The sequence below is a fragment of the Pseudomonas flavocrustae genome, from assembly GCF_029872515.1.
Taxonomy (GTDB): domain Bacteria; phylum Pseudomonadota; class Gammaproteobacteria; order Pseudomonadales; family Pseudomonadaceae; genus Chryseomonas; species Chryseomonas aestiva.
In genome coordinates, this window is the sequence record NZ_JAPDIQ010000001.1 from 353,928 (window position 1) to 366,011 (window position 12,084).

13 protein-coding genes are annotated in these 12,084 nt (G+C 66.4%); 9 read left to right on the plus strand and 4 right to left on the minus strand.

Annotated features, from left to right (window positions below):
• Nucleotides 1–70 precede the first annotated feature (70 nt).
• The 3 genes from OMP44_RS01660 to fabA all read right to left on the minus strand — a co-directional run bounded on the left by OMP44_RS01660 (nt 71) and on the right by fabA (nt 3,283).
• Nucleotides 71–1,285, minus strand: coding sequence for a sugar MFS transporter (locus OMP44_RS01660; protein ID WP_133862491.1), 1,215 nt, complete (start codon nt 1,283–1,285; stop codon nt 71–73).
• Between the two features lie 253 nt (nt 1,286–1,538).
• A complete protein-coding gene (gene fabB, locus OMP44_RS01665; protein ID WP_133862490.1) occupies nt 1,539–2,756 on the minus strand; it encodes a beta-ketoacyl-ACP synthase I in 1,218 nt (405 codons plus the stop codon).
• Nucleotides 2,757–2,767: 11 nt separating this feature from the next.
• Nucleotides 2,768–3,283 carry a 3-hydroxyacyl-[acyl-carrier-protein] dehydratase FabA gene (gene fabA, locus OMP44_RS01670; protein WP_058761548.1) on the minus strand — a complete coding sequence of 172 codons (516 nt, stop codon included), beginning with the start codon at nt 3,281–3,283 and terminating at the stop codon, nt 2,768–2,770.
• Between the two features lie 233 nt (nt 3,284–3,516).
• On the opposite strand from fabA, the gene OMP44_RS01675 reads away from it, so the two are divergent.
• Genes OMP44_RS01675 through OMP44_RS01700 form a run of 6 tightly spaced genes read left to right on the plus strand, consistent with a single transcriptional unit; the run spans nt 3,517 to nt 7,515 of the window.
• Complete coding sequence (locus OMP44_RS01675; protein ID WP_133862489.1) at nt 3,517–4,539, plus strand: NAD(P)H-dependent glycerol-3-phosphate dehydrogenase; 1,023 nt, start codon at nt 3,517–3,519, stop codon at nt 4,537–4,539.
• A 31-nt stretch (nt 4,540–4,570) separates the two neighbouring features.
• Nucleotides 4,571–4,870, plus strand: coding sequence for a DUF4389 domain-containing protein (locus OMP44_RS01680; protein WP_405046448.1), 300 nt, complete (start codon nt 4,571–4,573; stop codon nt 4,868–4,870).
• Nucleotides 4,867–5,322, plus strand: a complete 456-nt coding sequence (sixA, locus tag OMP44_RS01685) for a phosphohistidine phosphatase SixA (protein ID WP_280306128.1) — start codon at nt 4,867–4,869, stop codon at nt 5,320–5,322. The genes OMP44_RS01680 and sixA overlap by 4 nt, the downstream gene beginning before the upstream one ends.
• 20 nt (nt 5,323–5,342) lie before the next feature.
• Nucleotides 5,343–5,780, plus strand: coding sequence for a hotdog fold thioesterase (locus OMP44_RS01690; RefSeq protein ID WP_187979950.1), 438 nt, complete (start codon nt 5,343–5,345; stop codon nt 5,778–5,780).
• Between the two features lie 37 nt (nt 5,781–5,817).
• The gene (locus OMP44_RS01695; protein ID WP_280306130.1) at nt 5,818–6,699 is read left to right on the plus strand and encodes an alpha/beta fold hydrolase; all 882 of its coding nucleotides are present in this window, start codon (nt 5,818–5,820) and stop codon (nt 6,697–6,699) included.
• Between the two features lie 6 nt (nt 6,700–6,705).
• Nucleotides 6,706–7,515 carry a DUF4892 domain-containing protein gene (locus tag OMP44_RS01700; RefSeq protein WP_280306132.1) on the plus strand — a complete coding sequence of 270 codons (810 nt, stop codon included), beginning with the start codon at nt 6,706–6,708 and terminating at the stop codon, nt 7,513–7,515.
• Here OMP44_RS01700 and OMP44_RS01705 read toward each other — a convergent pair.
• On the minus strand, nt 7,512–8,702 hold the full coding sequence (locus OMP44_RS01705; RefSeq protein ID WP_273861424.1) for a CynX/NimT family MFS transporter: 1,191 nt from the start codon (nt 8,700–8,702) through the stop codon (nt 7,512–7,514). The genes OMP44_RS01700 and OMP44_RS01705 overlap by 4 nt on opposite strands.
• A gap of 343 nt (nt 8,703–9,045) precedes the next feature.
• Here OMP44_RS01705 and selD point away from each other — a divergent pair, with 343 nt between their 5' ends.
• From selD to OMP44_RS01720, 3 genes are all read left to right on the plus strand, one after another.
• Nucleotides 9,046–10,080, plus strand: a complete 1,035-nt coding sequence (gene selD / locus OMP44_RS01710; RefSeq protein WP_273861425.1) for a selenide, water dikinase SelD — start codon at nt 9,046–9,048, stop codon at nt 10,078–10,080.
• Nucleotides 10,080–11,180, plus strand: a complete 1,101-nt coding sequence (gene mnmH / locus OMP44_RS01715) for a tRNA 2-selenouridine(34) synthase MnmH (RefSeq protein WP_273861426.1) — start codon at nt 10,080–10,082, stop codon at nt 11,178–11,180. The genes selD and mnmH overlap by 1 nt, the downstream gene beginning before the upstream one ends.
• A gap of 78 nt (nt 11,181–11,258) precedes the next feature.
• A complete protein-coding gene (locus OMP44_RS01720) occupies nt 11,259–11,549 on the plus strand; it encodes a hypothetical protein (RefSeq protein WP_273861427.1) in 291 nt (96 codons plus the stop codon).
• Nucleotides 11,550–12,084 lie beyond the last annotated feature (535 nt).

The window sequence follows — 12,084 nt, forward strand, 5'->3', positions numbered from 1 at the left end:
ATAGGGGGTAGGAACGGGTAGCGGCAGGAGGGGCGAAGCGCTGGCAGGCCGCCAGCGCTTCGGGGGAGGATCAGCGACGCAGGGTGGGGCGATAGCCCATCACGCCGTAGAACAGGATGTAGAGGTAGCAGACCAGCGGGATCAGGAAGGAGGGTAGCAGGCCGATGGTGTCAGCGAAGTAGCCCTGGATGGCCGGCACCAGCGCGCCACCCACGATACCCATGCACAGCAGGCCCGAACCCTTGGAGGTGAACTTGCCCAGGCCCTTGAGTGCCAGGGAGAAGATCGTCGGGAACATGATGGAGTTGAAGAAACCGATGGCCAGCAGGGACCACATGGCGACCTTGCCACCCTGCAGCACGGCGATGGCCAGCAGTACGCCAATGGCGATGGCGTTGAAGGTCAGCACCAGATTCGGCCGTACCTTGGTCATGATCACGCCGCCGATGAAGCGACCGATCATGGCGCCACCCCAGTACAACGACAGGTACTTGGCGGCGGTGGCGGCGTTCAGGCCGGCTACGTCCGGGCTTTCCATCAGGCTCACCAGGTAGCTGCCGATGGAGACTTCCGCACCCACGTACATGAAGATGCCGACCACGCCGAGCAGCAGGTGGCGATAGGCCCAGACGCTGCTGGCGGTCAGGGCGTTTTCGTCAGTGGTGTTGTCCTGTTCGGTGTCCTTGATCTGCGGCAGGCGGAAGAGGCCGATGATCACCGCCAGGGCCACCAGCATGCCGGCCAGGATCAGGTAGGGCAGCTGCACCGAGTGGGCGGCGGAGTCTTCGCCGACGAGTGCCAGGATGGTCACCGCGCCCACCAGCGGGCCGACGGTGGTACCCAGGGAGTTGAAGGCCTGGGTCAGGTTGAGGCGCGAGGCTGCGGTTTCCGGCTTGCCGAGGATGGTGACATAGGGATTTGCTGCCACCTGCAGCACGGTGATACCGGCCGCCAGCACGAACAGGGCGGTCAGGAAGAAGCCGTAGGACTGGGCTCCGGCTGCCGGGTAGAACAGCACGCAACCGACGCCGGCGGTGAGCAGGCCAACGATGATGCCCTTCTTGTAGCCCAGGCTTTCCACCAGGCGACCTGCCGGGAAGGACACGATGAAGTAGGCGGTGAAGAAGCAGAACTGGATCAGCGAGGCCTGCAGATAGCTGAGGGTGAAGACCGCCTTGAGGTGGGGAATGAGGATGTCGTTCAGTGAGGTGATCAGACCCCACATGAAGAACAGCATGGTGAGGACGATCAAGGGTCCGCGGTAGCTCTGGTTTTGATTGTGCATTGGGGCTCCATGGGTACTACAGTTTCTTGTTTCTGCCCGGCATGGCCAGACAGCGCTGTCTAGGGCGGCTGCGCAGACACAGCGAAGCGGCGCGAGATTAAGCTATTCACGCTGCTGAATCCATTCTTCCTGGAGGTTCGCAGGCGAAGTGCCGGCGCCTTCGACCGCGGGGCCTGTGACCGGTTCAGCCGGGCAGGGGCGGAAATGAAAAACGGCGCCAGAGGCGCCGTTTGGGTCACACAAGCGAGGGCTGTCAGCCCTGCCAGCGCTTCAGGACCAGGGTGGCGTTGGTGCCGCCGAAGCCGAAGCTGTTGCTCATGATGAGGTCCAGCTTGGCGTCTTCCTTGGTCTCGCGCAGGATCGGCAGATCGGCGACCTCCGGATCCAGTTCGTCGATGTTGGCCGAGCCGGCGATGAAGTTGCCTTCCATCATCAGCATGCAGTAGATGGCCTCGTGCACACCGGCCGCGCCCAGGGAGTGGCCGGACAGGCTCTTGGTCGAGCTGATGGCCGGAGCCTTGTCGCCGAACACAGCGCGCACGCCCTTGATCTCGGCCACGTCGCCCACCGGGGTGGAGGTGCCGTGGGTGTTCAGGTAATCGATCTCGCCATCGACGGTGGACAGCGCCTGCTGCATGCAGCGAATGGCGCCTTCGCCGCTCGGGGCGACCATGTCGTAGCCATCGGAGGTCGCGCCGTAGCCGACAATCTCGGCGTAGATCTTGGCGCCACGGGCCAGGGCGTGTTCGAGTTCCTCGACCACCACCATGCCGCCGCCGCCGGCGATGACGAAACCGTCACGCTTGCTGTCGTAGGCACGGGAGGCCTTTTCCGGCGTCTCGTTGTAGTCGCTGGAGAGCGCGCCCATGGCATCGAATAGCATGCTCTGGGTCCAGTGCTCTTCCTCGCCGCCGCCGGCGAAGACGACGTCCTGCTTGCCGAGCTGGATCTGCTCCATGGCCAGGCCGATGCAGTGGGCGCTGGTGGCGCAGGCCGAGGCTACGGAGTAGTTCAGGCCCTTGATCTTGAAGGGGGTGGCCAGACAGGCGGAAACCGTGCTGCTCATGGTCCGGGTCACGCGGTAGGGACCGACGCGCTTGACGCCCTTCTCGCGCAGGATGTCCAGGGCTTCCATCTGGTTGAAGGTGGAAGCGCCACCGGAACCGGCGATCAGGCCGGTACGGGGGTTGGAAACCTGGTCTTCGGCCAGACCGGAGTCCTTGATCGCCTGCTCCATCGCCAGATAGGCGTAGGCAGCGGCATCGCCGACGAAGCGCTTGACCTTGCGGTCAATCAATTCTTCGAGGTTCAGGTCGATGGAACCGGAAACCTGACTGCGCAGACCCATTTCGGCATATTCCGGATTGTGACGGATGCCGGCACGGCCTGCGCGCAGGTTGGCGGAAACGGTGTCTTTATCATTGCCCAGGCACGAAACGATACCCAGACCGGTAATGACGACGCGACGCATGCGAAAAGCCCTTAGAAGCTATCGGTGGAAGTGAACAGGCCGACGCGCAGACCTTCGGCGGAGTAGATCTCGCGGCCGTCCACGCTTACGGTGCCATCGGCGATGGCGAGAATCAGCGACCTGTTGATGGTGCGTTTGATATGGATATTGTAGGTGACCTTCTTGGCGGTCGGCAGTACCTGGCCGAAGAACTTCACTTCACCAGAGCCCAGGGCGCGACCGCGACCCGGATTGCCCTGCCAGCCAAGGTAGAAACCAACCAGCTGCCACATGGCATCCAGGCCCAGACAGCCCGGCATCACCGGATCACCTTCGAAATGGCAGCCGAAGAACCAGAGGTCGGGACGGATATCGAGTTCCGCTACCAGTTCGCCCTTGCCGTATTTCCCGCCTACCTCACTGATATGCACGATCCGATCGATCATCAGCATGTTCGGTGCGGGCAATTGGGCATTGCCCGGACCGAAGAGCTCGCCACGGCTGCAGCGCAGCAAGTCTTCGTAGGTAAAGGCGTGTTGTTTGGTCATGCAAGCTCCTGTAGCTGGCCTAGGTCCAGGCTCTGGCGACTCCAATGGTCGCTCTGGGTATGGCTTCGTGTAGCAGTAGACTGCCGGGGCATGGGGAAAGTCACAGGCCAGCGCCCCGCTCGTTAACGGACCATTGTGCACTTTCCGCAGTCAATTCTCCATCCTGGGCCGCGCGAGCGGCTACCGTATACTGGCGACGAGGCCGCGCGATCGCGGTGAAGCCGAGAGTTTCGATGACAGTCCAATCCCCCATCGCCGTCCTGGGCGGCGGCAGTTTCGGTACCGCCCTGGCCAATCTGGTCGCCGAGAACGGGCTGCCGGTGCGCCTGTGGATGCGTGATCCGCAACAGGCCGAGACCATCCGTCGCGAGCGCGAGAATCCGCGCTATCTGAAGGGCATCAAGGTGCACGCCGCGGTCGAGGCCACCAGCGACCTGCAGGGCGCCATCCAGGGCTGCGAACTGATCCTGGTGGCGCTGCCGTCCAGCGCGCTGCGCCAGGCGCTGGCGCCCATTGCCCCGCAACTGGAAGGGCGTTTTCTGGTCAGCACCACCAAGGGCATCGAGGCGCATTCCTTCATGCTGATGAGTGAGATCCTCGCGGAAATCGTGCCGCGGGCGCGCATCGGCATCATCTCCGGGCCCAACCTCGCCCGCGAGATCGCCGAGCATCAGCTCACCGCCACGGTGGTGGCCAGCGAAGACGAAGAGGTCTGCCGGCGGGTCCAGGCGGCGCTGCACGGTCGCACCTTCCGTGTCTATGCCAGCGCCGACCGCCTCGGCGTGGAGCTGGCCGGTGCCCTGAAAAACGTCTACGCCATCATCGCCGGCATGGCCGCGGCCCTGGCAATGGGTGAAAACACCCGCAGCATGCTGATCACCCGCGCCTTGGCCGAGATGACCCGCTTCGCCGTGCAGCGTGGCGCCAATCCCATCACCTACCTGGGCCTGGCCGGGGTGGGGGACCTGATCGTGACCTGCTCGTCGGAGAAGAGCCGCAACTACCGAGTGGGCCATGCCCTCGGTCGGGGACAGACCCTGGACGAGGCGGTGGCGCAGATCGGCGAGACCGCCGAGGGCGTCAACACCCTGCGCGTGCTCAAGGAAAAAGCGGATGAGCTGGGCGTCTACATGCCCCTGGTCAACGGCCTCTATGCGATCCTGTTCGAGGGTCGCAGTCTGGGCCAGGTGATCGAGGCCCTGATGGGCGGCGAACCCAAGACCGATGTCGATGTGGCGGACGCCCTTTTTACTTGAGCCGCTACACTGTCTGAAAAGAGGAATTCCCATGTCTCAACCCGAGCATTCCCGCGAGCTGCTGGGCCTGCGCCTGATCTGGATGCTGCTGTTCCTGTTCGTCTGGCTGGGTGCGCAGTACGTGCTGGCGGTGGTGGTACTGGTGCAACTGGTGGTGCGCCTGATCAAGGGCGAGGCCAATCCCGGGCTGATCGCCTTCGGCGCCGCCCTGGGCACCTATCTGGCGCAGATCGTCCGCTTCGGCACCTTCGCCAGCGAAGTGAAGCCCTGGCCCTTCGCCGACTGGCCGGCCACCGCGCAACCCGACGACCGCTCCGCCACCGCGCCATGAGGCTCTGGCTGCTGCGCCATGGCGAAGCCGAAGCGCGGGCGCCGAGCGACGAGGTGCGCGAGCTCACCGCGGCCGGTCGCGCCGAGGTGTTGCGCAGCGCCCTGCAGCTGCAGGAAGCAAAGCTGCAGCTCATCCTCGCCAGTCCCTATGTCAGGGCGCAGCAGACGGCGGCCCTGGTCCGGCAACAACTGGGCTGGTCGGGCGAGGTGCGCAACGTCTCCTGGGCCACGCCCGACGGCGCGCCGGAACATGCCCTGCAGGAACTGGCGCTGCTGGAGGTGGAGGAGCTGTTGCTGGTCACCCACAACCCCTTCGTCGGTGAACTGGCCGGCTGGTTGCTGCACGGTCATCGGCAGGCGCCGGTGGCCATGGGCACCGCCTCCCTGCTGTGCCTGGAAGCGCCACTGCCACTGGCCGGCGGTTTCGATCTGGTCAGTCGCTTCCACGGCTGACGCCCTTGCAAGGAAAGTACATGAGCATCTGGCAGACTCTTCCGGATCCCGCGGACCTCGAGCGTGCGCTCGAGAACACCCTGGCCGAACACCTGGACATGCGCATCGAGGCCTGGGACGACAGCAGCCTGACCGCCAGCATGGTGGTCGACCGCCGTACTCATCAGCCGATGGGGCTGCTGCATGGCGGCGCCTCGGTGGCCCTGGCGGAAACCGTGGGCTCGATCGCCAGCATGCTCTGCGTGGATCGCTCGCGCTTCTATTGCGTGGGTCAGGAAATCAATGCCAACCACCTGCGCGGCGTCCGGTCCGGGCGGGTGACGGCGGTGGCCCGGCCCCTGCATCTGGGGCGCAGCAGCCATGTCTGGGATATCCGTCTGAGCGATGAGGAGGGACGCCTGACCTGCGTCTCGCGCCTGACCGTGGCCGTGGTGCCGTTGCAACGGGACGCCTCCTAGCCATGACCAGCGTCTGGCTGGCAGGGGAGGCCAGCGCATGACCGCCCAGGTGCAGGAGTTGCGCCTGGAGCTGCCCCATATCGAGCTGAGCGCCCGGGTGTTCGGTCCGGAAAACGGCTATCCGGTGCTGGCGCTGCATGGCTGGCTCGACAATGCCATGACCTTCGCCCAGCTCGCCCCGCGGCTGCACGGTCTGCGCATCGTCGCGCTGGACCTGCCCGGACATGGCCTGTCGGCACATCGCCCCGCGGGCGTCGGCTATGCCATTCAGGACTATGGGCTGGATGTGCTCGCCGCCGCCCGGCAACTGGGCTGGGACCGCTTCGGCCTGCTCGGGCATTCCATGGGGGCCATCGTTGGCGTCATCGCCGCCGCCGCCCTGCCGGAGCATATCGAGCGCCTGGCGCTGATCGATGGCCTGCTGCCCTACACCACGCCGGCGGAGGAGGTCGCCGAGAAGCTGGGCAGGGCCCTGCTCGCCGAACTGGAAGTGCCCAATCGGCGCAAGCCGGTCTACGCCACGGTGGAAGACGCCGTGGCGGCGCGGTTGAAGGGCGCCCTGACGGTCAGTCGCGATGCCGCCGAGTTGCTTGCCGAGCGCGGCCTGATGGCGGTGCCCGGCGGCTACACCTGGCGCTCCGATCCGCGCTTGCGCCTGCCCAGCCGTATCCGCTTCACGCCGGAACAGGCCGCCGCCTGCCTGGGCGCCGTCCGCTGCCCGACGGCGCTGGTGGTGGCCGCGGGCGGCCTGGTGGCGCCCCATGCCGAGGCCATGCGCCTGGCGCGGCAGCAGCCGAATGTCCGTCTCCATGAACTGCCGGGCGGGCACCATCTGCATCTGGACGATGCCGCGGGCGCCCAGGCCGTCGCAGATTGTTTCAATGCCTTCTTTGCCGCCGGCACCGGGCGCGACGAATAATGCGGCATGCCTAGCCGTCCGTTTTACCCGCGCTTTTCCTCCGTTCGACGCTCTCTGCTGATCGGCCTGCTGTTGTCCACCGGGATGGCGCAGGCGGAGGTATTGCCGGAGATCGCGCCCATGGATCATGCCCAGCTCGTGCGCGAAAGCGGACCGGCCAGCGCCGAACGCCTCTATCCACTGGGACCGGTCAGTCGCATTGGCGGTCGTCTGCGCCTGGAGGACTCGCTGCAGCTGGAAGGCCAGTTGCTGACCCAGACTTTCGAACTGGCCAGCGGTCATCCGCCGCTGGCACGGTTGGACAGCGAACGGCAGCGCCTGCAGCAGCAGGGCGCGACGCTGCTCTACTGGTGCGAAGGGCGTGATTGCGGCGCCAGCAGTGTCATCGCCAACAGCCTGTTGGGCGAGGCCATGCTCTATGGGCCGGATGATCAGCAGGGGCTGCTGGTGCTGCAACTGGCGGAGCCGCAGACGGTGCTGACCCTCTATGGCATCACCCGAGGCAATCGTCGCGGCTACCTGCATGCCGAACGGCTGCAGGCCGACCAGCCCCTGCCTGAACTGTTGCCGAGCGCCGCCACCCTGCTCAAGGAATTGCAGCGCGACGGCCAGCTGCTCTTGTCCGCCCTGGAGCGGGCGCCAGAGCAACCCTGGATCGCCCGCCTCGCGGCGGCCCTGGCGCTCAATGGCGATGTGGCGGTGACCCTCGGCGGCGACCAGGCCACAGCCTGGCAGAGCGCCCTGCGCGAGGCGGGAATCCGCGCGCCGCGGCTGCAGACCGAAGCCGGTCGGGCCGCCGGGCTCTATCGCCGCTAGACGTCGTTGACGTAGCGGGTCCGCCCGGCGCCCAGGCCGAACAGCGTGGCCAGCACGGCGATCAGGGTGAAGAGCACGCCCATGGGCGCCCAGCCGTGGGTGGCGTCGTGGATGATGCCCACCAGCAGTGGACCGAGCGAGGCCAGGCTGTAGCCCGCGCCCTGAGCCATGCCCGACAGCCGCCCGGCGGTTTCCGCATCCCGCGAGCGCAGCACCAGCAGGGCGAGGGCCAGGCTGAAGGTGCCGCCCTGGCCCAGGCCGAGGATCACCGCCCACAGCCAGAGACTGCCGACGGGGGCGTACAGGCAGCCGAGCAAGCCGGCGAGGGTCAGACTCATCACCACGACGATGGCCAGGCGCTGGTCCTGGCCGCGGGTCGCCAGCCAGGGGGCGGTGAGGGCGCTGACCAGCTGGGTCATCACCGAGCCCGACAGCATCAGGCCGGCCTGCACCATGCCCAGGCCGCGATCCATCAGCAGGGTCGGCAGCCAGCCGAAGACGATATAGGCCAGCGACGACTGCAAGCCCATGTAGAGGGTGATCTGCCAGGCCAGCCGATTGCGCCACAGCGAGCCGCCAGCACCCCGCGTTGGCGCGGTCATGGGCGCCTGGCGCAGTTGTGGCAGCCACACCAGCAGCGCGATCACGGCGACCAGGGCCCAGGAGGCGAGGGCGGGCTGCCAGTGGCCGTCGAAGGCTTCGGCAAGGGGCGCGGTGGCCCCGGCGGCCACGGCGGCGCCAATGCACAGCATCATGGTGTAGAGCCCCATCAACTGGCCGGCCTGGGCGGGAAAGTCGCGCTTGACCAGGGCCGGCAGCAGTACGCCAAGGATGCCGATGCAGGCGCCGGCGATCAGGCTGCCGAGAAACAGCCCAAGGGGCGGCAGCAGGCTGCGCAGGACGATGCCACAGGCGAGCAGCGCCAGGATGGCGCCCAGGGTGCGTTCGCTGCCCCAGCGGCGCGCCAGGCGCGGAGCCAGGGGCGCGAACAGCCCCAGGCAGAGCACCGGCAAGGTGGTGAGCAGGCCGATGGCACTGCTGGACAGGCCCGTGCTGGCCTCGATCTGCCGCAGCAGGGGCGCCAGGCTGGAGAGGGCCGGGCGCAGGTTGAGGGCGATGAGCATGAGGCTGGCGAGCAGCAGGCCGCGTTGCCAGGACGTGAGATGGGAAGTCGCTGAGGAAGACATGAGCACTGCTATGACCGGGGAAACCGCCAATGCTAGCGCACCCTGGCCATAACGCACGGCGCTTCCATTCGCTACCCTGCAGCGGGAAAAAATAGTTGGCGGACCGGCTAAAAAATCGCCAGTTCGTCAATCGCCGCACCGCCGCTCGCTTGTCCGGGGTCAGCTGGAGGTTTTCCACGAGGTTATCCACAGCAACTGTGGATTACCCTCGGAAAACAGCCCTTTTGCTTTGGCGGGCGATCTGTTAAGCGCGGCCGGTGCCCGCCAGCAGACGGGCATTTGCTACTATTACGCCCCTTAGCGCTGCCTGTCGAACCAGCGCCACCGCTGAACCGGAGTAACGATGACCGATCCCATTCGCCTCACCCAATACAGCCACGGTGCCGGTTGCGGCTGCAAGATCGCCCCCAAGACCCTGGAGACCATCCTGGCCGGCAGCGGCGCCCAGCACCTGGATCCACGGCTGTGGGTGGGCAATGCCTCGCGCGACGACGCGGCGGTCTATGGCCTGGACGACGAGCGCGGGGTGGTCTCCACCACCGATTTCTTCATGCCCATCGTCGATGACCCCTTCGATTTCGGCCGCATCGCCGCCACCAATGCCATCAGCGACATCTACGCCATGGGGGGCGATCCGCTGCTGGCCATCGCCATCCTCGGCTGGCCGGTCAACGTGCTGCCGCCGGAAGTGGCGCGCGAGGTCATCGCCGGTGGTCGGCGGGTCTGCGACGAGGCCGGCATTCCCCTGGCTGGCGGTCATTCCATCGACGCCCCCGAGCCGATCTTCGGCCTGGCCGTCACTGGGATCGTGGAAAAGCGCCATCTCAAGCGTAACGACACCGCGACCCTGGGCAGCCGCCTCTATCTGACCAAGCCGCTGGGCATCGGCATCCTCACCACCGCCGAGAAACGCGCCCTGCTGCGGCCCGAGGATCGCCATCTGGCGCGCGACACCATGTGCCAGCTCAATCGTCCGGGCAGTCGCTTCGGCCGCCTGGCCGGGGTCACGGCGATGACCGACGTCACCGGCTTCGGCCTGCTCGGCCACCTGGTGGAGATGGCCGACGGCAGTGGCCTCACCGCCGAACTCGACTTCGCTGCCATCCCCCGCCTCGAAGGGGTGGAGTTCTACCTCCAGCAGGGCTGCGTGCCCGGCGGTACCGAGCGCAATTTCGACAGCTACGGCAGCCGTATCGCCCCGCTGGCCGAAGACCGCCGCCAACTGCTGTGCGATCCCCAGACCAGCGGCGGCCTGCTGGTGGCCGTGGCGCCCGAGGGCGAGGCGGAATTTCTCGCCGTCGCTGCGGAACTGGGCCTGGCCCTGCAACCCATAGGGCAACTGGTGGACCGGCGCGCCCATACGGTCGAGGTGGCCTGATGAGCCAGCGTGAGGATGCCCGCGACCTGCAGGCGCTGTTCCTGAGCGATATTCCCCTGGTCGATGTCCGCGCCCCCGTGGAGTTCGGCAAGGGCGCCTTTCCCCAGGCGACCAATCTGCCGCTGATGAATGACCTGGAACGCCAGCGCGTCGGTACCCGCTACAAGCAGCAGGGTCAGCAGGCGGCGTTGCAACTGGGTCATCAGCTGGTGTCCGGGACAGTGAAGGAGGCGCGCATCCAGGCCTGGGCCGACTTCGCCCAGGCGCATCCCGAGGGCTATCTCTATTGCTTCCGTGGCGGCTTGCGCTCGCAGATCAGCCAGGAATGGCTGCGCAGCGAAGCCGGTATCGCCTATCCGCGGGTGGTAGGGGGCTACAAGGCCATGCGCACCTTCCTCATCGACACGCTGCAGCAGGCGCTCGCCGAGTGCGGCTTCGTGGTGGTGGGCGGCATGACCGGCACCGGCAAGACCGAAGTGGTGGCCCAGCTCGCTAATGCCGTCGATCTGGAGGGGCATGCCAACCACCGGGGCTCCAGTTTCGGCAAGCGCGCTACGCCGCAGCCGGGGCAGATCGATTTCGAGAACAGCCTGGCCATCGACCTGCTGCGGCGTCGCCATGCAGGGCAGGCGCAATTCGTGCTGGAAGACGAGTCGCGCCTGGTCGGTCGCTGCTCCCTGCCGCTGGAATTGCACCAGGGCATGCAGCAGTACCCCTTGGTCTGGCTGGAGGACAGCCGGGAAAACCGCATCGAGCGCATCCTGCGCGACTATGTCATCGACCTGGCAGCGGAATTCATCGGCCTGCACGGCCCCGAGCAGGGCTTCGCGCTGTTCGCCGAGCAGTTGCGCAAGAGTCTTTCCGGTATCGCCAAGCGTCTGGGCGGGGAACGCTTCCAGCGCCTCTCGGCCATTCTTGAAGAGGCCCTGGCGGAGCAGGCGCGCTCGGGCGACGTCGCGGTCCATCGTGGCTGGATCGAGGGACTGCTGGTGGAATACTACGATCCCATGTACGCCTATCAGCGCGAGAGCAAGGCCTCCCGGGTGATCTTCAGCGGCGATCAGGCCGCCGTGGTCGAATTTCTGCGCGACCGACGCTGAACAGCCTCCGCGCTTGGCGGTCTACGCTGCGGTTATCCGGCCGTTCCGGCCGGCTGCAGGTCGCAAGGAGACAAAGAGATGAACGCGAAACTGGTTCCTGTTCTGGCCGCCACCCTGGCTGCCGTGGTACTCGCAGGGTGCTCGGGCAAGGTGGTCAATCGCGATAGCTGCGCCGCCCAGACCCGTTCCGCCTGGCAGGAGCTCGACCTGGCCAAGGCCGAAGGCTTTTCCGGTACGGTGAGCTATTCCAAGGCGCTGGCGCTGCTGTCCACCGCCAAGACGCAACAGCAGGTCGAGGCCTACACCGGCTGTGTGAAGAATGCGGAAAAGGCGAGCTTCTATATTCGCGAGTCCCGCGCCGGTCGTTGAGTGGTCGTACGGATGGCAAACGGCCACCATTCAAAGCGACGTCGGCATAACCGCGTGCGACGGATAACGGCCCGTTAGCCCCCAACCCCTCAAGAATAGGCTTCTGCGGACGACAGCGTCGGTAGAACTCATTCCGTTGGGGTGCCGTATGAAAGGGATTGCCCGCTATCGCCTGGCCAATTGGCGAACCGCGACCAAACTGGCCGTGGGCTTTGGCCTGGTGCTGCTGCTGACCCTGGTGGTGGCCTTGCAGGGCGGGCTCGCGCTCAAGGACGTGGAACATCGCTTCGGTTCCCTGCGCGACATGGCCGCGGTCAACCGGCAGGTGATGCAGCTCCGCGCCCTGGAGCAGGGTTTTCGCCTCAGCGGCGAGGCCACCCAGGCCGAGCACCTGCGGCAGGCGCTGCCGGCGGTACTCGATCACCTGGGGCAGCTCGCGGCCGAGGTGGGCAGTGCCAACGCGGCCGATATCGACGCCGTCCGCGCGGTCACCCAGGCCTACGGCGCCGCCTTCGCCGACTATGAACGCCTCAAC